Source organism: Dermatophilaceae bacterium Sec6.4 (assembly GCA_039636865.1).
Taxonomy (GTDB): Bacteria; Actinomycetota; Actinomycetes; order Actinomycetales; family Dermatophilaceae; genus Allobranchiibius.
Genome location: CP144172.1, coordinates 245,733 through 269,991, shown reverse-complemented (window position 1 = coordinate 269,991; position 24,259 = coordinate 245,733). Strand labels below are relative to the sequence as shown.

The 24,259-nt window shown below is 66.1% G+C and carries 19 protein-coding genes; 11 read left to right on the top strand and 8 right to left on the bottom strand.

Annotated elements, in window-relative coordinates; all coding sequences use genetic code 11:
• The first annotated feature begins 85 nt into the window (after nt 1-85).
• Both V3G39_01310 and V3G39_01305 read left to right on the top strand, forming a co-directional pair.
• The gene (locus tag V3G39_01310) at nt 86-1,522 is read left to right on the top strand and encodes a hypothetical protein (protein XAS76700.1); all 1,437 of its coding nucleotides are present in this window, start codon (nt 86-88) and stop codon (nt 1,520-1,522) included.
• Nucleotides 1,523-1,600: 78 nt separating this feature from the next.
• Entirely contained in the window at nt 1,601-2,824 is a 1,224-nt protein-coding gene (locus V3G39_01305; GenBank protein XAS76699.1) for a globin domain-containing protein, read from the top strand.
• A 56-nt stretch (nt 2,825-2,880) separates the two neighbouring features.
• Here V3G39_01305 and V3G39_01300 read toward each other — a convergent pair whose 3' ends face one another.
• The gene (locus V3G39_01300) at nt 2,881-4,410 is read right to left on the bottom strand and encodes an FAD-dependent oxidoreductase (GenBank protein XAS76698.1); all 1,530 of its coding nucleotides are present in this window, start codon (nt 4,408-4,410) and stop codon (nt 2,881-2,883) included.
• Nucleotides 4,411-4,649: 239 nt separating this feature from the next.
• Between V3G39_01300 and V3G39_01295 the strand changes: the two genes are divergently transcribed.
• Nucleotides 4,650-6,221 (top strand): alanine/glycine:cation symporter family protein, encoded by a 1,572-nt coding sequence (locus V3G39_01295; protein XAS76697.1) that lies wholly within the window; start codon nt 4,650-4,652, stop codon nt 6,219-6,221.
• An 86-nt stretch (nt 6,222-6,307) separates the two neighbouring features.
• On the opposite strand, the gene V3G39_01290 is transcribed toward V3G39_01295, so the two are convergent.
• Nucleotides 6,308-7,792 (bottom strand): cryptochrome/photolyase family protein, encoded by a 1,485-nt coding sequence (locus V3G39_01290; GenBank protein XAS76696.1) that lies wholly within the window; start codon nt 7,790-7,792, stop codon nt 6,308-6,310.
• 66 nt (nt 7,793-7,858) lie between these two features.
• Between V3G39_01290 and fumC the strand changes: the two genes are divergently transcribed.
• On the top strand, nt 7,859-9,307 hold the full coding sequence (fumC, locus tag V3G39_01285) for a class II fumarate hydratase (GenBank protein ID XAS76695.1): 1,449 nt from the start codon (nt 7,859-7,861) through the stop codon (nt 9,305-9,307).
• Nucleotides 9,308-9,384: 77 nt separating this feature from the next.
• Here the strand turns inward: fumC and V3G39_01280 are convergent, their stop codons facing one another.
• Both V3G39_01280 and V3G39_01275 read right to left on the bottom strand, forming a co-directional pair.
• A complete protein-coding gene (locus V3G39_01280) occupies nt 9,385-10,308 on the bottom strand; it encodes a cation diffusion facilitator family transporter (GenBank protein XAS76694.1) in 924 nt (307 codons plus the stop codon).
• Between the two features lie 122 nt (nt 10,309-10,430).
• On the bottom strand, nt 10,431-12,080 hold the full coding sequence (locus V3G39_01275; protein XAS76693.1) for an APC family permease: 1,650 nt from the start codon (nt 12,078-12,080) through the stop codon (nt 10,431-10,433).
• Between the two features lie 236 nt (nt 12,081-12,316).
• On the opposite strand from V3G39_01275, the gene V3G39_01270 reads away from it, so the two are divergent.
• The 4 genes from V3G39_01270 to V3G39_01255 all read left to right on the top strand — a co-directional run bounded on the left by V3G39_01270 (nt 12,317) and on the right by V3G39_01255 (nt 16,800).
• Complete coding sequence (locus tag V3G39_01270; GenBank protein ID XAS76692.1) at nt 12,317-12,691, top strand: FeoA family protein; 375 nt, start codon at nt 12,317-12,319, stop codon at nt 12,689-12,691.
• Nucleotides 12,688-14,625 (top strand): ferrous iron transporter B, encoded by a 1,938-nt coding sequence (locus V3G39_01265; GenBank protein XAS76691.1) that lies wholly within the window; start codon nt 12,688-12,690, stop codon nt 14,623-14,625. Before V3G39_01270 ends, V3G39_01265 begins: the two co-directional genes overlap by 4 nt.
• On the top strand, nt 14,622-15,206 hold the full coding sequence (locus tag V3G39_01260; protein ID XAS76690.1) for a NifU family protein: 585 nt from the start codon (nt 14,622-14,624) through the stop codon (nt 15,204-15,206). Before V3G39_01265 ends, V3G39_01260 begins: the two co-directional genes overlap by 4 nt.
• 130 nt (nt 15,207-15,336) lie before the next feature.
• Nucleotides 15,337-16,800, top strand: coding sequence for a UDP-N-acetylmuramoyl-L-alanyl-D-glutamate--2,6-diaminopimelate ligase (locus tag V3G39_01255; protein ID XAS76689.1), 1,464 nt, complete (start codon nt 15,337-15,339; stop codon nt 16,798-16,800).
• Nucleotides 16,801-16,825: 25 nt separating this feature from the next.
• Here V3G39_01255 and V3G39_01250 read toward each other — a convergent pair whose 3' ends face one another.
• From V3G39_01250 to V3G39_01240, 3 genes are all read right to left on the bottom strand, one after another.
• The gene (locus V3G39_01250; GenBank protein ID XAS76688.1) at nt 16,826-17,476 is read right to left on the bottom strand and encodes a GAF and ANTAR domain-containing protein; all 651 of its coding nucleotides are present in this window, start codon (nt 17,474-17,476) and stop codon (nt 16,826-16,828) included.
• A 243-nt stretch (nt 17,477-17,719) separates the two neighbouring features.
• Nucleotides 17,720-18,550 (bottom strand): ANTAR domain-containing protein, encoded by an 831-nt coding sequence (locus V3G39_01245; GenBank protein XAS76687.1) that lies wholly within the window; start codon nt 18,548-18,550, stop codon nt 17,720-17,722.
• A 104-nt stretch (nt 18,551-18,654) separates the two neighbouring features.
• Nucleotides 18,655-19,497, bottom strand: coding sequence for a sigma-70 family RNA polymerase sigma factor (locus V3G39_01240; protein ID XAS76686.1), 843 nt, complete (start codon nt 19,495-19,497; stop codon nt 18,655-18,657).
• A gap of 204 nt (nt 19,498-19,701) precedes the next feature.
• Here V3G39_01240 and V3G39_01235 point away from each other — a divergent pair, with 204 nt between their 5' ends.
• The 3 genes from V3G39_01235 (at nt 19,702) to pheA (ending at nt 22,423) form a co-directional block, all read left to right on the top strand.
• Complete coding sequence (locus tag V3G39_01235) at nt 19,702-20,487, top strand: glycerophosphodiester phosphodiesterase family protein (GenBank protein XAS76685.1); 786 nt, start codon at nt 19,702-19,704, stop codon at nt 20,485-20,487.
• Nucleotides 20,488-20,556: 69 nt separating this feature from the next.
• Nucleotides 20,557-21,429 (top strand): DUF5926 family protein, encoded by an 873-nt coding sequence (locus V3G39_01230; protein XAS76684.1) that lies wholly within the window; start codon nt 20,557-20,559, stop codon nt 21,427-21,429.
• A gap of 40 nt (nt 21,430-21,469) precedes the next feature.
• Nucleotides 21,470-22,423, top strand: coding sequence for a prephenate dehydratase (gene pheA, locus V3G39_01225; protein ID XAS76683.1), 954 nt, complete (start codon nt 21,470-21,472; stop codon nt 22,421-22,423).
• Between the two features lie 22 nt (nt 22,424-22,445).
• On the opposite strand, the gene V3G39_01220 is transcribed toward pheA, so the two are convergent.
• A complete protein-coding gene (locus V3G39_01220) occupies nt 22,446-24,182 on the bottom strand; it encodes an MFS transporter (GenBank protein XAS76682.1) in 1,737 nt (578 codons plus the stop codon).
• Nucleotides 24,183-24,259: the final 77 nt, after the last annotated feature.

Below are 24,259 nucleotides of genomic sequence, written 5' to 3'. Positions count from 1 at the left end.
GATGACGGGTGAACATCATCCATCGGGCCGTGGTCGGCGACTGGTGTCAGCCCGCGGTGCGACACTCGCGCACATGGTGGCGGACATGACCGGCGTGCGACTGAGACTTCCGCACTGGGTGCGACGCTTTGAGCTGGCCACCCGGCCGGTGCACCCGGAGACAGTCGCCGCGTTGCGGACGAGGTGGAGTCAGTTACCGATCGGTGTTCGCACGCCCGCTCAGACCCTCGGCCAGCACGCGGTGGGTTGCGAGGGCACCCACGGGGTGTTCCCGAAATGCAACCTGGCGTGTACGCCCTGCTACCACTCGCGGGATGCGAACCGAGTGCGAGTCGACGGCGAGCACACGCTGCGAGAGGTGACCGGGCAGATGGGTCTGCTGCGCCGACTGCGCGGTCCGCACGCGCACGCGCAACTGATCGGCGGCGAGGTCACCCTGCTGCCCCCGCAGGAGCATGCGCAGGTGCTCACCCGGATGCGGGCGCACGGTCGTGAACCGATGAGCATGACGCATGGTGACTTCGACTACGACTACCTGCGGGCGTTGGCCATTGCTCCCGACGGGACGAAGCGACTACCGCGGCTGTCGTTCGCGGCGCACTTCGACATGTTGATGTTCGGTCGGCGCGGGATCGCGCGACCATCGGACGAGGCGTCCCTGAACCCCTACCGCGAGCAGTTCACTGCGATGTTCCGGCGGCTGCGCGAGGAGCACGGGGTGCGCTTCTTCCTCGCGCACAACATGACGGTGACACCGAGCAATCTCGGGCAGATCGCCCACGTGATCCGGGACTGCAAAGCCTTCGGTTTCGGTCTGTTTTCCTTCCAACCGGCGGCTTTTGTCGGCGATGACCGGCGCTGGCACGAGACCTATGGCGATACCACCGGCGACGAGGTGTGGGCGCAGATCGAGGCCGGTGTCGGTACGTCGCTGCCCTTCCGGGTACTGCAGACCGGCGACGTGCGATGCAACAGGACCTCCTACGGTTTCTTCGCCGGGCCGGACTATTTCCCGGTGCTGCAGGAGCAGGATCCGCGTGATCTGCACGTGCGCGACGTGTTCTTCGCCCGATTCGGCGGGGTCAGCTTCACGGGTACCGCCCCGTCGCTGTTGGCCGTGAAGGTCGCACGGGTGTGCGCCCGGCATCCGGGGGTGGTCGTGACCGCGACCGGGTGGGCCGGCCGGATGGTGCGCAGGGTCGGCATCCGTCGGCTGCTGCGCCATGGAGTGCGTCCGGTCACCTTCGTGATGCACTCGTTCATGGACGCGGCCGATGTTGCTCCGGCGTGGCGGGCCTCACTCGCCGGGCAGATCAGCACCGATCCACGGATCGCGGCCACCCAGGAGCGACTGGCTGCCTGCTCGTACGCGATGGCCCACCCCGAGACCGGCGAGCTGGTGCCCGCCTGCGTGCAGCACAGTGTCCTTGATCCGCAGGAGAACGAGGTACTACGCCGAGAGCTGCCCCTGCCCCTGCCCATGCCACGGCTGCGCTCGCTGGCCCAGGACCTTGTTCCCTAGCCGACCTGCGTCCCGGTAGGAAAGATAAGGCAGTCCAGCGAGCGGGAGTCTCGCAGAACACCTGAAGAGGAAACACAGTTGAATCTGTCACCACAGTCCGAGAGCATCGTCGCGGCCACCGCAGGAGTAGTGGCACAGCACGCCGAGGAGATCACCAGCACCTTCTATCCCGACATGTTCGCGGCGCACCCGGAGCTCATGCGTGTCTTCAACAAGGCCAACCAGGCGGTCGGTGAGCAGCCCAAGGCACTCGCTGCGTCCGTGGTGGCGTACGCCGTGAACCTGATCGATCCCGACGCGCCCGACTTCACCCCGATCATGGCGCGTATCGCGCACAAACACGTGTCGCTGGGCATTGCGGCGCAGGAATACACGATCGTCGGCCATCACCTGCTCAAAGCGGTGGGCACCGTCCTCGGGGACGCGGTCACTGCGGAGATCGCCGCAGCGTGGGACGAGGTCTACTGGCTCTTCGCGTGCTCGCTGATCGCCGAGGAGGGCAAGCTCTACGCGCTCGGCGGCACCGACCCGGCGCACCCGTGGCGTCAATACCGGGTCGTCGAGCGAATTGATGAGACCGATGACGTCTTCTCTCTCATCTTGGCGCCGGTGAGCGGCGAGGCCCCGACCCATCGGACCGGGCAGTACATCGCCATCGCCGTCGATCTACCGAACGGCGAGCGTCAGCCGCGGCAGTACACGATTTCCTCCGGTCCGCGCGGCGACTCTTTGCGGGTGACGATCAAACGGGTATCCGGCGAGGGTGGGCTGCCCGACGGGCAGGTCTCGTCCTGGCTGCACGAGCACGCGACACCCGGTGCCGTGCTCGATGTCAGTCAACCCGCGGGGGACGTTGTGCTCGACGAGTCGGACGGTCCGATCGTTCTGGTGTCAGCGGGTATCGGGATCACGCCTGTGGCGGCTGTCCTGGAGGATCTGTCGCGGCGTCAGCCGAGCCGCACGGTGCGCCTTTTCCATGCCGATCGCACACATCACGATCACGCCCTCTACGCCGACCTGCGCCGCCAGGTGCTCGCCATGGATGACGCCACCGCGCAGAACTGGTACGAGGCCGATGCAGACAGCGCGCCGACGTTGCATCCGGCGCTTCCCGGGCGCATGGACCTGAGCGGTATCGACGTACCGAGCGAGGCGCAGGTCTTCATGTGCGGTCCGTTGGCCTTCATGCAGGAGGCGCGAGCCGCGCTGCTCGCGAAAGGAATCCTGTCGGCGAATATCCACTACGAAGTCTTCGGCCCGGACTTGTGGGCCCAGAACCCAGCTGCCGCAGCCATGGTCTGACGGGCCGATCTGCAGATGGCGGCACGGCCGTCGTGAAGCCGTGCCGCTGTCCAGGTCTATGAACGACGGCGTTGGATGGCCGCCAGAGCGCGGGTAACGAGGCGCACCGGTGTAGCGCCCAACTGGCGGCGCACCTGGGCGATGGCCGCGTTGGAGATTGCATCGTTCAGCGTCGGATAGGCATGCATGGCGCTCGCGACGTCTCGCGCACCGAGGCCGCCGCGCGCGGCGATCACGAGCTCGGCGAGCGACTCCCCGGCGCGCGGGCTGACGATGCTGGCGCCCACGATCTTGCCCCGCTTGTCCAGGACGATCTGAGTCAGTCCGGCGGTGCGTTTTTCCGCGACCGCCCGGTCGACGACGTCGTGAGTGATGACCTGCACCGTCAGGGATGCGTCGTCTGCCGCAGCCGCCGGAGCGACACCGAACGCCGCGAGCTCGGGTTGCGTGAAGGTCACCCGTGGGGGAGCCCCGGCGGGGACGCTGCGCGGTATCCCGAGCACGGAGTTGGACCCGGCGAGGCTGCCGTGCACGCCGGCCACGTGCGTGAACTTGGGGTGCGCAGTGACGTCACCGGCGGCATAGATGCGCGGGTTTCCCGTCCGTAGATGCTTGTCGACGATGACATGCCCGCCCTGATCGGTGTCGACTCCGGCTGCCTGCAGCCCCAGCCCGACGGAGCGTGGCGCGCGACCCGTCGCTACGAGCACAACGTCGAAGTCGACGCTGCGGCCACCGGCCAGATCCGCGCGGTGCACATCGACGCCGGCCTCGATGCGCTCCAGGGACATCCCCGTCAGCACCCGCACACCGTCACGGACCAACGACTCCTGCACGATGCGCGTTGATCGTTCATCCTCCGGTCCGAGCAACCGGTCGGCGCTCTCCAGAATCGTGACCCGCGAACCGAGCCGGGCGAAGGCCTGCCCCAGTTCGCAGCCGATGGTGCCGCCGCCGATCACCAACAGCCGACGTGGCAATTTCCTCAGACCCCAGACAGTTTCGCTGGTCAGCGGTGCTGCATCCGCGAGGCCCGGCACGTCGGGCATCCGTGGCTGCGATCCGGTCGCGACCACGCAGTGCCGGAACCGGACGGTCTGGCAGGCGCCGCCCTCGTTCGCGGTGAAGCGCACCCGGTCCGCACCGGTGAAGACGGCCGCACCGTGCGCGACCTGCACCCCTGCCGACCGCACCGTGTCGGGCGCATCATTCGGCTCGACAGCGACGATCGCGTCGTGCACATGCGCCATCACCTCGGCGAAGTTGACCCGAACGCCGTCTATGCGTATTCCGAACCGCGCGGCATCACGGGCGTCAGCGGCGGCGTGGGCGGCCGCGAGCAGTGCCTTGCTCGGCACGCAACCGGTCCACAGGCAGTCACCCCCCGTGCGCGCCCGCTCGACCATCAGGACGCTGGCGCCGAGGCTCGAAGCAGTCTGCGCGGCGACAAGACCGGCGGTGCCACCGCCGATGACCAGCAGGTCCCACGGCTGCCGATCCGGTCGCATCACATCATCTGACACCCACTGCGCGGTCATCGTGCCGGTATCGGTCACAGGTGATGCAGCGTTCGCCGGGCTCGTCATATCGGCCATTCTCCGCGTTGTTCGCCACGGGCAGGCGGACGGGGCGCCGGCAGCCGCCTGGGCCGACGACTGGGCCGAGCATCGGAACTTGCTGCATAACGATTCAGTATCGTTTTCCCTGTCCGGGGCATCAGACCCTACGGATCCGGCGGACTCTGAGGCGCTTATACAGGCAATACATTAAAGTTACCTGGGAGTGTGATTGAAATTACATGGGCCATAGTCCAGACTCCACTCTCATGAGCGTCTCCCAACTTGCTGCCTCCCTCCATGCCGCGGAAGGTGGGGCGCTGAAGAGTTTCGAGGAAAAGGTCGACTCGGTCTTCAAGCCGATCACCAAATTCGCGTCCGACATCGTTTTCTACCCGGTCAACATCAACGGCACCGATCGTCCGATCGTGGTTTTCTGGCTGGTCCTTGCCGGCCTCATCTGCACCTTCCTCTTCAAGGGCGTGCAGCTGCGTCACTTCGGTTTGGCCCTGCAGGTCGCGAAGGGAAAGTTCAGTCGTAGTCAGGATCCGGGTCAGATCACCCACTTCCAGGCTCTGACCTCTGCCGTATCCGGCACAGTCGGCCTGGGCAACATTGCCGGTGTCGGCGTCGCCGTCACCATCGGTGGCCCCGGTGCCACCTTCTGGATGGTGTGTGCCGGTCTGCTCGGCATGGCGACCAAGTTCGCCGAGTGCACGCTCGGCGTGAAGTACCGCAAGGTCAATGCGGACGGCAGCGTCGAAGGTGGCCCCTTCCGTTACCTGCCGGTGGCCTTTGCCAAGTTGGGCAGGATCCCCGCGAAGATTCTTACCGGTGCGTTCGCCGTCGCGATCATCCTGTTCGGTCTGGCCGGCGGAAACATGTTCCAGGCCAACCAGACCTTTGCTCAGGCCAAGAACGTCACCGGCGGCGAGAGCGGTTTCCTCGGCAGCGACGGTGCAGCGCTGATCTTCGGTCTGATCCTCGCGGCCCTGGTGGCGGCAGTCATCCTGGGTGGTGTCGAGTCGATCGGAAACGTGACCAGCAAACTGGTACCTGCCATGGCCGGCCTGTACATCCTGGCGTGCCTCACCGTCATCGCCTTCAACGCGACCAGCGTGTTCCCGGCGTTCGGTTCGATCATCAGCGGTGCCTTCTCCAGCAGCGGCGTCCAGGGCGGATTCATCGGCGTACTGATCGTCGGCTTCCAGCGTGCGGCCTTCTCCAACGAAGCCGGTCTGGGCTCCTCCCCGATCGTGCACTCCGCAGTGAAGACCCGTCGTCCGGTCAGTGAAGGCTTCGTCGCCTCGCTCGAGCCCTTCATCGACACCGTGATCGTGTGCACGATGACCGCGTTGACCATCGTCATCGCCGAGCCGAAGGCGTGGGTCGATGGTCAGGCCGCGGTTGCCAACGGCAAACCGGCACCCGACGGCGTCGTGGTGACCTCCGAGGCCTTCAAGACCGTCGTGGACTGGTTCCCCAATGTGCTGGCGCTCGCGGTGACCTTGTTCGCCTTCTCCACCCTGCTCACCTGGAGCTACTACGGCCTGCGCGCCTGGACGACGCTGATCGGTCGCAGCCCCGCCAAGGAGATGTCCTACAAGATCATCTTCTGTGTGTTCACGGTCATCGGTACGATCCTGAACTTCGGCCAGGTCCTGGACTTCGCCGACGCGATGCTCTTCCTCTGCGCGTTCATCAACCTCTCCGGCGTGTACATCCTGTTGCCGGTGGTTCGTAGGGAGCTGAAGAGCTACCTCGCGGAGCGCAAGGCCGGCACGTTGCTGGACGACCCGCCGACCTCGGTGGACAAGGTCCCCGACTGGGCGACTGCGTAAGTGCTCAGAATGCCCCGCCACCATCGCGAGCAGCGCGATGGTGGCGGGGCGTTGTGCTGTCGGCGTCGGCCGAGCTGGGCAGAAGGTCAGGTCAGGTAGCGGCCGGCTCGGTGGACGTGCCCGACCTGCTTGTCGGTGTCCATCGAATCCCACATCGCCACCATCATCCGGGAGCGGAAGTTGGCCTCGAAGACCTCGCGGTGATCGCGGACGAAGGTCCAGTAGAGGCCGTCCCAGTCCGCTTCCCAGTCGCCGCGCGCCAGGTCCGACATCTTGCGCAGGTAGTTGCTGCCCGAAACGTACGGCTTGGTTGTGATCGCCGAGCCGGCGGCGTACTGGCTCATCGCGTAGACGTTGGGCACCATCACCCAGTCGTAGGCGTCGACAAACATCGCCATGTTCCACTCGTAGATCTCCTGTGGGTCCACCCGCAGCAGGCACATCGCGTTGCCGAGCACCATCAGGCGCTCGATGTGGTGGGCCCAACCGCGCTCCAGGACCTCGCCGACCACGTGGTCGACCGCGCCCAGTCCGGTCTGGCCGGTCCACCAGCCATCATCAAGCGACCGGGTGTGCCCGAGTTGATTCGCTGACCGCATCCGGCGTCCGTACAGATGGTACGTGGCGCGCATGTACTCCCGCCACCCGATCACCTGCCTGATGAATCCCTCCACGGACGACAGCGGCACGGCCTGCTGATCGGCTGCGTCCAGCGCCCGTGCGACAACGTCGTGCGGATCGAGCAGGCCGACGTTCAGGCTCGGGCTCAGCGCCGAGTGGAAGAGCACCGGGTGTGCTGCTGCGATGGCGTCCTCGTAGGGGCCGAACTTCTCGAACCTCTCGATGAGGAACTGCTCGTACGCCGCGTCCGCCTCCGCGTGCGTGGTGGGCCACCCGAAGGTCTCCGGATCCCCGGGCGCGCCCGGGAATTCGCGTCGGACCCACTCGATGGCCTCCGTCACCGCAGGGCTGCGCGCCGGCCATTGCACCGCTGGCACCGGCTCGCCGCGCGGTAGCTTCTTACGGTTGTCGGCGTCATAGGACCATTTGCCGCCGACCGGTCTGCCGTGCTCGACCATGACGTCCAGACGCGCACGCTGCCACTGGTAGAAGTACTGCATCTGCGCCTTGTTCGCCTCGAACCAGCCGGTGAACTGTGCCCGGGACGTCAGGAAATTGGGTGTCTCCAGCACGTCGTCCACCGTCAGCTCGTAACCGGCCGCGCGCAGGGCTGCCGTGCAGTCACGAGCAAGCCAGTCGTCGACCACGTCGTAGACGGTGATCCGGGCGGGAGTCAGCTCCCGCACGGCCGCGGTCAGCTCGTGCGCTGATGTGTCGTCCGGGGACGACTCGATAACCAGCGGATCGAAGCCGGCCTCCCGCAACTGCTGCGCGAAGCTCGCCATACTCGCCCGGTGCAGCACGAGTTTGTGGGAGTGGAAACGGTACTGCCGGAAGTACAGGTCGTCCTCGACGAGCACGTGCCGGGTGTCGGCCGGGACGTCGAGTTGCTGCGTGAAGAGCTGGTGGGGGTAGACCAACCGCACCATTGGACCGCCGTTCTGAGTCACACAGCGAAGTCTGCCCCAGCCCCGGGAGGTTGTACCGGTCGGCGTCAGCAGTGCCATCATCGAAGAATGACTGATCCTGATCACGCCGGCCCTGCTGTTCACAACCTGCCCATCGGTATCGACGCGACCGGCACGCGCACCGAAACCGACTCGATGGGCGCGATCGAGGTGCCTGCGGACAAGTACTGGGGTGCGCAGACTGCCCGCTCGCTGGTCCACTTCGCTATCGGCGCAGACCGGATGCCCGTGGCTGTCTGCCGGGCGTTCGGGTATGTGAAGAAGGCCGCGGCGATCGCGAACGGTCGAGGCGGGCGGCTACCGCAGTGGAAGGCCGACCTCATCGCGAGGGTCTGCGACGAGATCATCGCAGGCGATCTGGACGAGCACTTCCCGCTGTATGTATGGCAGACCGGCTCGGGCACCCAGTCGAACATGAATGTCAACGAGGTCATCTCCAACCGCTGCATCCAACTGGTCGGCGGGCAGCTCGGCAGCAAGAGCCCGGTGCATCCCAACGACGACGTCAACATGTGTCAGTCCTCCAACGACACCTTCCCGACAGCCATGCACATCGCGACACTGCTGGCGTTCCGCGAGCACCTGGTGCCCAGCCTGCAACGACTGCACACCTCGTTCGACGCGAAGGCCACCGAATGGTCCGACGTCATCAAGACCGGGCGTACCCACCTGCAGGACGCGGTCCCGTTGACCGTCGGGCAGGAGTGGTCGGGGTATGCCGCCCAACTGGCCCAGGCGATCGATCGACTGCAGCAGTCCAGTGCAGGGCTGCTCGAGGTCACCCTGGGTGGCACGGCGGTCGGCACGGGTATCAACGCGCCGGCCGGGTTCGCGCAGGAGGTCGCCGAGCTGCTCGCACAGATGACCGGTGAGCCGATCCTCACCGCAGCCAACAAGTTCGCTGCGCAGGGCGGACTCGACGCGATGGTGGGTGCGTCAGCCGGCATCCGGGCCGTCGCGGTGCCGGTCATGAAGATCTCCAACGACATCCGCTGGCTCGCGTCCGGTCCGCGCTGCGGCATCGGCGAGTTGATCCTGCCCGAGAACGAGCCGGGCAGCTCGATCATGCCGGGCAAGATCAACCCCACCCAGTGCGAGGCGACGGTGATGGTCTGTATCCAGGTCATCGCCGACGACCTGGGCACGACGTTTGCCGGGAGCCAGGGCAACTTCGAGCTCAACGCGATGCGTCCGATCATCATCAACAACGTGCTGCACTCAGCATTGATCCTCGGTGACGCGTGTGACTTGTTGCGGGTGCACTGCATCGACGGCATCGAGCTGAATCTTCCGCAGATCAAGGAGTACCTCGACCGGTCGCTGATGCTGGTAACTGCGTTGTCGCCGGTCATCGGTTACGACAAGGCGTCTGCGATCGCGCATACAGCAGCCGAATCCGGCGGCACACTGCGCGAGGCGGCGCTCGCATCGGGCGCGATCAGTGGCGAGGACTTCGATCGGGTCGTGGACCCCACCCTGATGATCCACCCGTCCTGACCTCCAGATCGGCATGTTGTGTGAACGGGTGCGCTCGATAGGGCGCACCCGTTCAGACAACTTCGACGGAACTGGGTTCAGTGGATGGCGCCCTCGTGAGCCGCGTGGGACGGGGGCTCCAGTTGCAGGCTGGAGTGCTCGATGCCGAAGTGGTCGTGCAGGCAGTCCTGCAACTGGTCGAGCATCTGCGGGGCGTGCGAGTCGCCGAAGCAGCCCTCGTCGACGACTACGTGTGCAGATATCGAATGCTCGTGCGAGGTGACCGTCCATACGTGCAGGTCGTGCACGTCGCGCACGTGGTCGACCCGTAGGAGGTGCTCACGGATCTCGGCCACGGAGGTCCCGTCGGGCGCTGCTTCCAAGAGGATGCGACTGCTGGCCCGAGCCAGCGTGATGCCGGATCGTGCCATCAGCACGACCAGCACGAGGGAAGCCACGGCGTCGGCGCGTACCCAACCCGTCGTGATGATCACTGCCGCGGCGATCGCGGTGGCGATGAAGCCGTAGAGGTCGGTGAGGATGTGCTGGTAGGCACCCTCGACGTTCAGGCTCGACCGGTTGGCACGGGAGACCGACCAGGCAACGAGGATATTGACCGCTATGCCGACGAGCGCGGTGATCAGCACGGGGCCGCCGTCCACGGACGGCGGGTTGATCATCCGGCGGACGCCTTCGATGAGCACGATGAGTGCGACGACGAGCAGCGTGCCGGCATTGACAGCGGCAGACAGGATTTCGGTGCGCTTCCAGCCGTAGGTCATCGCCCCGCCGGCCGGCCGGCGGGCCAGCCGTAGCGCCCAGAGGGCGACAGCAAGCGATGCAACGTCGGTGAGCATGTGCCCGGCGTCCGACAGCAGCGCGAGCGAACTGGACGCGAATGCGACGACGACCTCGCCGACCAGGAAGGTCCCGAGCAGCCCGACCGCGATCCACAGCCACCGCTCATCGGCGTCAGCGACAACTCCGTGATCGTGGGTGTCGTGGCTATCGGAATCAGTCATCGTCAACCAAGCTTAGGTGCCCCAGGAGTACGACACTCGACCGGCGAGTCTGGCCGGATTCGCGAGAATCGGCCCGACTCGCCGGTCGAGTGTCGTAAAACTTGAGCGAGGACGGGTGCTGGTCAGGCGGTTGCCAGACCCTCGTCGAAGGGCTCCAGGTTGCGGTCGGCCTCGATGGCAGCCTGGACGTACTCCGGGCTGGCGCTCAGGAAGTCGGCCAGGAAATAGATGGCGAGGGAGAAGATGATCATCACCAGGATGTCCACGTTGTTCGGGATGTCCTTCAGTTCTCCGTGCCCGTACTGGCCGAACTTGCCGATGATCAGGTGACCGGCCAACCAGGGAAGGATCCAACTCGCGGACTTGATGTGCACGAACGGGGTGCCGCCGGTGCGTAGGGAACCGATGGTGAAGATCAGCAGGCCGACGCCGAGGAGCACGAAAAGCTTCCAGGTGACGTCGATGCCACCCCAGTAGAGGATCAGGTTCGCGAAGCAGAACGTCGCCGGGAAGAGCACCTTGGGGAACGGTGCGCGGTAGCCGTCGTGCTTTTTCAAGTCGTGCTTGTGCAGGGTGGCGAGCGCGAGCGGGCCGAAGGAGTACATGATCGCGGTAGCGCCGGTCACGACGTCGACCAGCTCCGACCAACTCTTGAACGGCCCGAACGCCAGACAGCCCAACACCCCGGTGACGATGATCGACACTGCGGGCACGCCCTTGCTGGTGGTGCTTGCCAGTGCTGCCGGCATTTCCTTCTCCTGGCCCAGGGCGTAGGAGAGGCGAGCGGTGGTGGCGACATAGACGATGCCGGTGCCGCCGGGTGAGATCACCGCGTCGATGATCAGGATCGTGGCCAGCCAGGTAGCGCCGATGGCCAGGGCCAAGGTGTAGTAGGCGCCGTAGTCGCCCTTCTCCAGCGGGTGATCCCAGTTCTTCGCAACGTCAGCGGGGTTGACGCCGGCGATGAAGACGACCTGCAGTGCGGTGTAGAGGGTGGCGCCGATCGCCATGGCGAAGATGACCGCGCGGGAGATGTCGCGTTTGGGGTTGCGCGCCTCACCGGCCATCTGGCAGGCCTGCTCGAAGCCCTGCATCGCGAAGACCACACCACCGGTCAGCGCGGCGAAGACGCCGTGCGCACCGTGCGGCATGAATCCGCCACCTGAGGTGAAGTTGTGCGGGTGGAAGGAGTACGACGCGATGACGCCGACGGCGAGGATCGGTACTGCGGTCTTCCAGATCACGATGACGGTATTGCTCTCGGAGATGAATTTCGCGCCGCCCAGGTTCATGACGGTGAAAAGGATCATCAGCAGGACGGCGACGATGATTCCGCGCAGGTTCAACAGACCCGCGGTGGTCAGCATGTTGAAGTGTTTGGTAACCCAGCCGACGGAGTTCAAATAGGCCAGCGCGGCCAGCACCTCGACCGGGGCGATGAAGACCGCCTGCAGCCAGGACGCCCAGGCGGAGACGAATCCGGCCACCGGACCGTGGGAGTAGAAGGCGTACCGACCGGTGCCACCGGCGACCGGGTACGCGCCACCGAGTTCGGCGTAGACCAGCGCGAGCGAGCCGAGAATGATGGCGCCGAGGACCCAGGTCAGGACGGCGGCAGGACCGGCGATCTTGGATGCGTTGAGTGCGCCGAGCAACCAGCCGGAGCCGATGATGGAGCCGAGCGAGACGAAGGTCAGGCCCCAGAAGCCGACGGAGCGCTGTAGTTCGCCACCTCGGACCTCGACTTCTGGTTTAGCGGGTGCAGCTGTCATCTTGTCGTCACCTTTGAGTCAATCGGTGAGGCATCCGAGGTGTCGGTTGCTCCAGCGTCGGCATGTGAATCACGTCACATTTCGGGGCGGGGGGACCTTGACAGCGGAAGCTGATGAATGCCTGGCAGAATCATGAAGTACCGATGAGTAGCGTTCCCTCCTGCGCCAGTCGAGGGCAGTTGACATGATGCGGCAGTGATCGGTTAGGCTCAGCTAAGTAAGGATGGCCTCACCAGGTGATCCGCACCTCAACCCCCGCGAAGGACCTGCTCGTGCCAATGACATTCGCACTCGCCGGACGCACCGGACATCGTTCGCGTGCGGTGCTTCACGCGGCCGCTGTAAGCGTTCCCTCCGCTTCGCGTGTTCCGTCGGCCACCACCCTCGCGCAGGTATCACCCGGCCAGTCGGCGCAGGTGCTCGGCTACGACGACACGCTTGATCCCGGAATCGCTCGTCGGCTGTGCGACCTGGGTCTGGCTCCCGGAGAGGCGGTCACCGTCGTACGCCGCGCGCCGCTGCGCGACCCCGTCATCTTCCGGGTTGCGGGGTGTGAGGTCGCTCTGCGCGCCAGCCAGGCGTCCACCATCCTGGTCGCTCCGATCGCGTGAGTAGGTCCGCTCCTGCTGCTGCGGCTCCATCCGGAACCCAGCTGCACGTCGGCCTTGTCGGCAGTCCGAACTGCGGCAAGACCACCCTCTTCAATGCGCTGACCGGGCTGCGCGCGAAGACGGGCAACTACCCCGGCGTCACCGTCGCCCGCTATGAAGGCCTTGCCCGCATCGGTGATCACAGTGTCGTCATCGAAGATCTACCGGGCACCTACAGCCTGGACCCGATCAGTCCTGATGAGCAGGTCGTGCACGATGCGTTGGATCCGACCTCGCAGACGTTGCAGACTCCCGATGCTCTCCTGGTGCTGATGGACGCGACCACGCTGCGCCGCTCGCTGGGTCTGCTCGCGCAGGTGCTGGCGCGGGGCCTGCCGACCTGTGTGGTCCTCACCTTCCGTGATGAGCTGGCCCGACGCGGGGGCGCGTTGGACGTGGCACGCCTCGAGCGTGCGCTCGGGGTACGCGTGGTGGCTGTGAGCAGCGGATCGCGCGATGAGCTGGGCGCGCTCAAAGATGCGATCGGGCAGGTGGCCACCTGGCCCAGCCCGATCATCCCGCCGCCGGTGCGCACCGAGGAGTCGCGTGGCTGGGTGGCGTCGGTGCTGGACAGCGCGGCGTACGAATCTGCGCAGATCGATGCCCGCACCGCCCGCATCGACAAGGTACTGCTGCACCCGCTGTGGGGCTCGCTGATCTTCCTCGCGACGATGTTCGCCTTCTTCCAGGTGATCTTCACTGTCGCGGCGCCGATCCAGAACTATGTGGAGACCCAGGTCAACGTTTTCGGTGCCTTTGTCACCGGCGGCATCGGCAACCACTGGGTGGCCAGCTTCCTGTCCCAGGCGATCTTCGGCGGGGTCGGTGGGGTGCTGGTGTTCCTGCCGCAGATTGCCTTGCTCTTCCTGCTGATCTCGCTGCTGGAGGGCAGCGGGTATCTGTCGCGGGCGGCGTTCCTGATGGATCGGGTGATGGCCAAGGCCGGCCTGGAGGGTCGCGCCTTCGTCGCCCTGCTGTCTTCGATGGCGTGCGCCATCCCGGGCATCATGGCCACCAGGTCGCTCCCGTCGGCCAAGGACCGGATCGCCACGATGATGGGCGCTCCGCTGATGACCTGCTCGGCGCGGCTGCCGGTCTACATCCTGCTGGTCGGCCTGCTCGTTCCCTCCTCGGCCAGAATCGGGCCGGTCGGCGCGCAGGGCACGATCATGTTCGCCCTCTACACCGGTGGCGCTGTCGCAGCGATGGCGACGGCCTGGATCTTCAAACGGTTCACCGGTAAGCGTGGGCCCGTCCTTCCGTTCTACATGGAGATGCCCAGTTATCGGCTCCCGAGCCTGCGGGCGGTCGGCGTGTCGGTGTGGGACGCCTGCAAGATGTTCCTGTCCAAGGTCGGCCGGATCATCCTGGTGGTCACCATCATCATGTGGGCGCTGCTGAACATCCCCGGGCAGAGCGATGCGGCGATGCGTAGCGCGGGCGTGAATCCGGGCGACAAGGTGGCCGCGGCGTCGTTCGTGCTGGACCACAGTGCGGCAGCCAGCGTGGGTAAGGCCATCGAGCCCGTCTTCGCTCCATTGGGATTCGACTGGCGGATCAATATCGGTGTCGTGTCGTCACTGTCGGCTCGCGAGACCTTCGTTGCGACCCTCGGACAGGTGGCGTCCGCGCAGGATGCGGAGGCGCCCGGTGACGCGCTGAAGGCGATGACCTACACCGATGGCGCGCACCAGGGCCAGAAGCTCTTCAACGCGGGCACCGTCACTGCTCTGCTGGTGTTCTTCATGTTCGCCCTGCAGTGCATGTCCACAGTCGCGATGATGCGCCGCGAGACCGGCGGCTGGAAGTGGCCGGGTATCGCGTTCGGTTACATGTTCGTACTCGCGTGGGGAATGGCGTTCCTCGCCCGCCTGATCGTGACGGCGATCGTATGAGCGTCGCCACTTTTGCGCTGCACCCCGAGGCCACCGCCGATCCGCAGGTCATCCGGTGGATCGTCCCTGCGGGCACGCTGCAGGTCCTCGGGGCGGTTTCCGGTGCTCCCGGTGACCTCGGCACGATGCTGCGAGCCGGCACGCTGGCCTCGATCGACGTGCACACCGCCGGTATAGACATCGCGCTGCCGGTCGGACAGGGATGGCGTGAGCACGGCGAGCCGGTGCGTACCGCGCTGCTGCAGGCGTTGTCCGTGCCTGCGCAGTGGGATGCACAGCAGCCCGTGACGGCCGACGACGAGCTACGCACGGCGGTGTTACAGGTGCTCGAAGGCGGCGCCGGCGACTACATCCGGTCGCACGGAGGCAAGGCAGAGATCATCTCGGTACATGAAGGCCACGTCGAGATCCGCCTCAGCGGTACCTGTTCGCATTGCCCTGCAGCCGGATTCACCCTGCATGAGCGGCTCGAGGTCGCGATCCGCGAACTCGCGCCCGGCTTGCGGGAGCTGCGGGCGACGCAGACGCCGCGCGCGGCCAACAAGGTCTTCATGAAGCTCGGCCTGCGTCGCCCGTCCTGAGCAATCCGTCCTGGGCTGTCCGTAGCTGGCTCGCTTGCCGTTTCTACCCAAATCTAGCGAATTGACTAGAAATACCGAGAAACGGTCATCGAGTCAGCGTCGTATCCGCTGCGCTTGTTAGAGTCCCGGAGTGAAGCTGGCTGCCACCGACCTGTCCCGTGTCCTGGGTGTCCGGGTGCCCCCGCTTGCGAACCCGGTCACATCGGTGACCAATGACTCCAGGCAGGTGGGGCCGGGCGCGGCCTACGTCGCAATCCGTGGGTTCGCGCAGGACGGCGCCGATTTCGCGCAGGCCGCTGTCGTGGCCGGCGCCGTGCTCGTCGTGGCCGAAGGGGAGGTGCCGGACCTCGAAGGAATCCCGACGGTCATCGTGACCGATGCCCGCATCGCCCTCGCCGCACTGGCGACCGAGCTGGCCGACCACCCCTCGCGTGGCCTGACCGTCTACGGGATCACCGGCACGAACGGCAAGACCACCAGCTCATACGTGTTGCATTCCATCCTCACCGCCGCCTACGGGCAGCCGGCAACGGGCCTGCTGACCACGGCCGAGGTGGTCGTCGGTGCCCACCGCACACCTGCGGTCCGTACGACCGGCGAAGCGCCGCAGTTGCAGGGCAACCTGGCTCTGATGCGTGACGAGGGGGTCACGCACGTGGTGCTGGAGACCAGCTCGCACGGCATCCATCTGCATCGCGTCGACGGAACGCATTACGCCGCAGCTCTTTTCACCAATCTCACCCGCGACCACCTGGATCTGCACGGCGATATGGAGTCCTATTTCGCGGTCAAACGGCGACTCTTCGAGTGGACGTCCGGTCCCAAACTGGCCAATGCCGACGACGAGTACGGTGCCCGGCTGGCCGATGAGATCGACGGCACGTTGCTCTTCGGTACCCGCGATGATGCCGACTACCGCATCCAGGATGTCCGGGTCGAGGCCGGCGAGACGTACTTCGGGCTACGCGTCCCCTCCGGTGACGTTCTGAACATTCGCACCCCGCTGCTCGGTGACTACAACGTGCACAATGTCGCCGGCGCAGCGGCGCTTGCCCTGGAGATGGGAATGTCCGGGCCCACGCTGATCGATGCAGTTGCAACGATGGCGCAGGTGCCGGGTCGCTTCGAGCGCATTGCCGAGGCCCGGTCGCGCGGGATCGAGGTCATCGTCGATTACGCCCACACCGATGTGGGGTTGCGCGAGGTGCTGCAGGTTGCACGCGGGGTGGCGGACGCCACGTCAGGCCGGTTGATCTGCGTGTTTGGCGCAGCGGGGGACAGGGACCGCGCGAAGCGCCCCCTGATGGGTCAGGTGGCCTCGAAGTTGGCCGACGTCTGCATCGTCACCACCGACGACGCCTATACCGAATCGCCGGCTCGGATCGCCGATGAGGTCGTAGCCGGTGGTGACCCGAGCAGGACAGTCATCGAGCTCGATCGACGCTCGGCGATCACCTCCGCCATCGCGCAGGCGCGGCCGGGGGACGTCGTGGTGATCGCGGGAAAGGGCCACGAACAGGTCCAGCATCTGCCCACCGGTGACGTGCAGTTCCACGATGCCACCGTGGTGCGGCAGTTGTTGACGCAGCCCTAGCGCAGTCACCCGGCGCCGGCCCAGGTCAGGCCGACACAGCCTTCGCAGCTGTGGATTCGGCGCGGGGGGCACCGGATGGAAGTTCTCTGGTCAGCACCAGCTCCCTGGCGACGTCCAGCAGTTTGCGGTTGGTGTCCTGGGAGATCCGCCGCAGATAGGCGAAGGCCTGGTCGTCCTGCACCCCGAGGCGTTCCATCAGGATGCCTTCGGCCTGTCCGATCACGGTGCGGTTGACCATCGCGACACCGCGGTTCTCGATCTCCTCCGCATCTGCCAGCGCCATCGCGAGGTGGGTCGCGAGCGCGTCGGCGATCACCAGGTCGTCCTGCGTGAAGCCGTCGGTGCGGTTGGAGTACATGTTCAGCGCGCCGTACGAGCGCTCGTCGGTGTAGAGCAGCATCGACAGCAGCGAACCGACACCCAGCTCGGCATGGATCTGCGCGCCCCAGGTCGGCCAGCGCGGGTCGCTCGCCAAGTTGGGTGTGTACACCGTGCGTCCCTGACGGATTGCGTCCAGGCAGGGGCCTTCCCCAAGCTCCGCCTGCAACCGGTCACCGTGCGCGACAAGATCGTCGGTCGCGGGCCCTGCGCTGAACTTTCCGCTGCGCACGAGGGTGATTCCGGCATGATCGCAACCGTCCAGCAGCTCGGTCGCGAGACCTACTCCAACCTGCATCCGTTGCGAGGGGGACCTCGGGCGTTGTAATTCCCGAGGTACCTGTTCGGCATCTCTATCGGGAGAGTTTTCCACTGACGCTGAATCCAGGTGGCCCATAGTGCCTCCGACGGGGTCTCGCACACACCCAGGGGACAAGAAAGGCATATGAACTACAAGAGCCCGTTGTTGGACCCACTACCGATCATGCCGCATCAAACCGAGGACGTCGATGCACAGGTAAATCGGCAGGGCCCTCAACCATCAGCCGCCGGTTGGATCCGCGGCGGCGACCGCCGTCTCAGGCAGCGCCGCCCCACCGCCTGAATGCACGGTGTTCCCGTCCAGGTGCGCAGACGTCTGGTCCGGTGTCGGCTCGGGCACCGGGTGGATCGGTCCACGCTGGCCGACCACCTCAGCGGCGATGTCGCGTAATTTGCGATTGGAGTGCTGTGACAGGCGTTGCAGGTATGCGAACGCCGTGTCGGCCGTCAGCCGCGACCCGACCATCAGGATTCCTTGCGCCTGTCCGATCACGGTGCGGTTCTCCAGCGCCGCCGCCTGGTGCTCGATCATCAGACCGCAGCCGAGCGCCAGGGTGAAGTGGGTGGCGAACGACGTCGCCCGGGCAAACATCGCGTCCTGATCATCGACGATCGGCTCTGCGAAATACAACGTCAGGGCGCCGAACGAACGCGACATTCCGAGCAGCGGCACCGACAGCACCGCCTGGATGCCGAGAGATTCGTGAGCGTACTGCGTCCACGAAGCCCATCGCGTTTCGGTGGCCAGCCGTGCGCTGATGACCGACGGCTGCCCGTTGAGGACATCGATGCCGGGTCCGGTCCGATGGTCTGCGCAGTAGTTGTCCGCCGCGCGGGCCACCTCGTGCGTGGCGGCGACGCCGGCCATGCCGCGACGACGACGTTGCAGCAACCCCGCCCAGCTACAGCCCGGGATGAGGTCGACGGCCAGCCGGGTGCCTTGGGTTTGGCGTTGCTCCTCGGATGAGCCGGCGTGCAACAGCTGCGCCGCATCGGCGTAGTCGTGCAGCATTTGCTCGAGGTCGGGCAGCACAAAAGCTCCTGTAGCCATGCGGTGACGGCTCGCACCACGTGCCACGCCGTCCGCGGAAAAAGCGGCCGGCTGCTCGACCACCTCCCAGTATGCCTAACGCACGTCGCGCGGTAGGACACGCCTCAGCTCGCGACGTCTTCCAGCTCGCGGGTCAGCGTCGACCGCAGCATGGTCAACGTGGCGCCCAGCAACCGTGACACCTGCATCTGGCTGATACCCAGGTGCCCGGCGATCTCGCGCTGACTCAGGTCCGATTCGTACCGCAGCCGCAGGATCTCACGCTCGCGCTCGCCCAGGCCGGCCACCAGCTGATGGACGGCGATCGTCCAGATCAGACGATCTGTCTCATCCGGAACAATCGGTGAAAGTACATCTCCTACGGTCGTTCCCGGCCGACCATGCACGGGAGCATCGAGTGAGGTCAGCGTGAAGCAGCCCTGGATGGCCAGCGCCGACTGCACGGAGGTCTGCGGAACGTTCAACCGGCTCGCGAGATCTGTGAGGCGAGGTGTGTGGACTCCGAGCTGCTCCAGTTCTGCCAGCGCGTGCTGAATCTCCCGGTAGGTCTCGCGTAGTGCACGCGGCGGGCGCACCATCCAGCCGTGGTCGCGAAAGTATCTTTTGATCTCCCCTGAGATGGTCGGTACGGCGTATCCGGTGAAGCTGCGACCGGCATCGGGGTCGAATCGACGCACGGCGAGAACGAGAGCCAACAGGGCGACCTGCTGAAGGTCCTCCAGCTCGATACCTCGCCGGTCGTACGTGCGGGCGATCCCGCGGGCAAAGTCGTAATTGGTCTCGATCGCCGTGTTGCGCAGGGTGGCCGCCCCACGTTCGTCCGTGCAGGCGGCGGCAAGCTCCAGCAGCCGATGGGTGCGGATCTCGCGCTCGTCGGGCGCGAAGGGGGCAAAGGGGAATAGTCCGCGATCGGCGGTCACCGCCGGGACGTCGAGTAGATCGCTCACGCAGCACTCGCAAGGAAGAGGAAGAGTTGCGCCGACCACCCTGTCCGAGTCGACGGTGCTTGAGCCAACCACACACGAGGGTGGTGAACAAGGCAAGGATCGACAAACCCCGTGTTGCAACTTTCGTCGGGCGCTGATCTGCGGCACGATGTCCGGGTGCGAACGCCGGTTCAGAGATTGCAGACCTTGCATGGTGGGCCTCCCATGGTCATCGCCCACCGTGGCTCCAGCAGTATTGAGCCCGAGCACACACTGGGGGCCTACAAGCGCGCTATCGCTGACGGGGCCGATGGTGTCGAGTGCGATGTCCGGCTTACTGCCGACCGGCATCTCGTCTGCGTGCACGATCGGCGGGTCGATCGCACCTCCGACGGGGCGGGCGTCGTGTCGGCGTTGGAACTGGCGACCCTGGAGGGGCTCGACTGGGGCAGTTGGAAGAAGGCGCACCCCGACGAGACCGAGCTGCCGCAGCGCGACAGGGCGCACCTGCTGACGCTGCGCGAGCTGATCCGGACGGTGCAGAAGGTCGACCGGCCGCTCGACCTGGTCATCGAAACCAAACACCCCACCCGCTACTCCGGCGAGGTGGAGCGGGTGCTGGTCGACACGCTCGGCGAGTTCGGTCTGCTGACCCCGGGGCGGATCAATGTACGGCTGATGTCGTTCTCAAGTCTCGCCGTCCAGCGAATGGCCCGACTGGCCCCGCAGCTGGAACGGGTACACCTGATGGATCTGCCGACCACGCTGCGGTTCGTGGATTCGCTGCCCCCGAATGTCGACATCGTCGGCACCCGGATGGCCGTCGTGCGCCGATTCCCGGCGTTCATCAAGCGGCAGCACAGCTTTGGTCACCAGGTGCACGTGTGGACGGTCGACGACCCCGCTGATGTACAGGCGTGCATCGAATTGGGCGTCGACGCGATCATCACCAACAGGCCCCGAATGGTGCGTCACGCCGTGGATGCTGCCTGGGCCGGCACCGGGGAGTGATGCCGGGAGTGACCACTGTTGCGGCAGGTCGCCGCAGGTGTGGCCGCCAGGCTCGTTACAGTCCGGGCCATGGGTAAAGCCTCCCGCCGTAAGGGCGACCGCACGCGTATTCCGTTCGACCCGTCCACCGCGCCCCCGGCGTTCGTGAGGCGCCCGTTCGAGGGGTTGCCCAACGAAGCGGGGTGGGTTGCTATGCGCGAGATCGTGCCGGCGGCCACCGCCGCTGTGACCTTCCGCCTCGACGGGCAGCCTCGAGAGGCGACCGTCGCCTCCGTGCTGCCGCTGGCCTGGCCCGGGCTGCACCGCGCTGACGGCTCGTTGTTCGTCGCTCTGCAGACCGGTGCGTCCTCCAGTGATCCGAGCAGTGATGTTGCGCAGGCACTACTGGCCACGGCCGCGCTCGCGCCGGGCGAACCGCTGATCAACGCACCGCGGGTGACGGCGACCGGGCCACGTCTGCAGGACCTACTGACCGGAGACGACTTCACCGTCTCGCTGCACGACGGTTTCGACTTCTGGGTCGAGGGTCAGGAGCTCGACGGTGAGGGCGCCGCCTCGCTTGCCCGCGCAAATGAGGCAATCACGCCGACGGTTGCGCTGCCGTCCGCGGCGCACGCCTACTGGTGCCGGATCGGCGTGCGGACCTATGTGCGATGGGTGTTACCGCACGACGAGGAGGCGGCGACCGATGCCCTCGCGCGGCTGCAGGCCGCGGGCGCAGCATCATTGGGCGAAGGTCGGCTGCTGGGTGCGTTCCGGGCGCACGGTCTGCTGGTGCCGGTGTGGGAGGTCGACCGCGATGCCGAACCCCTTTCGCACGACCAGGATTTCGCCGCATTGGCAGCGCGTTTCGGTGATGCGGCGGCGGTGACGACGGTATTGAGCGATGCGGAACGCCGCGCGCGTGCGGGCATCGTGAGCCGCCAACTGACCCTGCGCTGACATACCCTGCGCTCGTGAGCGACAGCGGACGGCAACGGATATGACGCGCTACGGCTTTCTCGGCCCGGTGGGCACGTTCACCCAGGCTGCGCTCAACGCATGGTCGGGTGCGGGCGGGGGGTCTGCGGGGAGCACCGATGTCACTGGCGATGAGCAGGTGCCGTTCGCTTCGGTGGACCGTGCGTTGGCGGGCGTACGTGACGGTGACGTGGATGCTGCCATGGTGCCCATCGAGAACTCCGTCGAGGGCGGGGTGTCCGCCACGTTGGACGCTCTGAACACCGGCGATCCACTCGCCGTCGTCGGCGAGGTGCTGGTGCCGATCAGCTTCGTGCTGGCGGCTCGCCCCGGGGTGCGTAGCCATGATGTACGGGCCGTCGGGACCCATCCGCATGGCTGGGCGCAGGTACGCGGATGGGTCGGCGCCAACCTTCCGGACGCCATCCACGTACCCACGTTGTCCACGGCTGCTGCTGCGGCCGATCTCGCAGCGGGGCGGGTCGAGGCCTACCAGGCCGCGGTATGCGCCCGCGTCGCAGCGGACGCCACGGGGTTGGTCGTCCTCGCCGACGACATCGGCGACCGCACCGGAGCGGTCACCAGGTTCGTGCTGGTCGCGCGCCCCGGGAATCTTCCCGCACCCACCGGCGCCGACAAGACCACCATCGTGGTCTACCAGTACGACGACCACTCCGGTGGACTGCTGGAACTGCTGGAGCAGTTCGCGGCGCGGGGCATCAACATCTCGCGACTGGAATCCCGCCCGACAGGTGGCGCGATGGGCAGTTACTGCTTCTCGTTCGACTTCGAGGGCCACGTACTGGATGCGCGGGTCGGCGAGACCTTGACCGGTCTGCGGCGGGTGGCAGCCGACGTCCGGTTCCTCGGCTCCTACCCTCGAGCCGACGGCCAGGACGCCCACGTACTCGCGACCGCCACCGACGATGCCTTCCAGGACGCGGCCGCCTGGTTGGCCAGGGTACGCAGCACCTGAGGGTAGGTGAGTGGTACCGGGGTCAGGCGTTCGCACCCTGCTCAGCGAGCTCGGGCGCCTCGGGTGCATCGAACGACTCGGACGTCGTGTCCTTGCTGTCCGTTGCGTCTTTACCCTCTTCGGGGTTGTGGAAGTCCTTGGCGCGGATCAACGCGAATGCTGCCACGGCGCAGATGATGGTGACGATCGAGGAGATCAGCAGGATGTCGTTCAACGCCGAGGTGAACCCGGTCGCGGCGATCTTCTCCACCACTGGGATCTGTGCCTTCGGGAACTTGGGCAGCGCCGTTTTCAACTGACCCGACTGCACCAGGGCGGCCAACGAGCTACCCTTACCGGCCAGCGGAGTACCCGCTGCGGCGCTACTGACCGCACTCGTCAGCCGGGAGGCGAAGAGCGTTCCCAGCAGCGCGATACCGGTCGCTATGCCGACCTGTCGGAACGTGCTGTTGACGCCGGAGGCCATCCCGGCGAGGCGGGGTGGCACGACGCCGACTGCGGTCGAGGCCAGCGGCGGGTTGACCATCCCGACGCCGATCCCGGCCACGATGAAGCCGGGGATCAGGTGCGTCCAGGAGGTGGAGGCATCCAGTCCGCGCATCAGGAACATGCCGATCGCAGTGAGGGCCAGCCCCGGACCGATCAACGCTCGCACCGGAAGGTGGGAGCTGAGTCGGCCGGACACGGTGGCCACCACGAGGATCGCACCGGACAGCACCAGCAGACGCAGACCCGTCTGCAGCGCGCTGTACTGCAACACGTTCTGCAGGTAGAGCGTCAGGTAGAGCAGCATCGAGAAGATGCCGGCGCTGATGCCGAACGCCGCGATGGCGCCACCGGAGAAGGTCGGCAGGCGGAACAGACTCAGGTCGAGCATCGGGGTCTTGGTCTTCATCTCGAAGAGCACAAAGCCCACCATGAGCACAGCAGCGGCCGTGAAGCAGCTGATGACGACCGGGTCGCTGAAGCTCTTCTGCCCCGACTCGATCAGCGCGTAGACCAATGAGCTGAGCGATGCGGTGAACACCACGAAACCGATCCAGTCCGGGCCGTGCGCCTTCGGGTTGCGCGACTCGCCGACCTTCAGGACGGTAATGACCAGGGCCGCGATACCGATCGGAATGTTGACGAAGAAGATCCACCGCCAGGACAGCGACGAGACCAACACCCCGCCGACGACCGGTCCGACCGCAACGGCGACACCGGTGATGGAGCCCCAGATACCGAAGGCCGTGCCACGATCCTTGCCCTGGAAAGAGCTCGCCAGCAACGCCAGCGACACGGTGAACATGATGGCTCCACCGACGCCTTGCAGGCCGCGACTCAGTTCCAGCAGCAGGGTGTCCTGGGCCACGCCGCACAGCGTGGAGGCGATCGTGAAGATCACCAGGCCGATGATGTAGAGCTTGCGTCGTCCGAAGATGTCGGACAGCGAACCGGCCGTCAACAACAGCGAGGCGAGCGTCAGGGCGTACGCGTCGATGACCCACTGCAGATCGGAGAAGCTGGACCCCAGCGAGGACTGGATGTCCGGCAGGGCGACGTTCACGATCGTGACGTCCAGCAGCAGCATGAAGGTGCCGAAGCAGACGGCAGTCAGCGTCCACCACTTGTTACCGCTGGCTTCACCGTCCGCAACCTGGGCGCCTTTGTCAGGGCTGCGCTGAGACCGGGTGGGTGCCTCGGAGGCGAGGTGCGCCGGGTGTCTGCGCGGCGGTCCTGTCGACTCCTCGGCGGCGGCGTTGTCGGCGACGCTCATGGCGGCTCCTTCGATTCTTCGTGGGCAGGATGCGTGATGTGGGTCGGCACGATGAAATGGCCGGAACTGTAGTAACA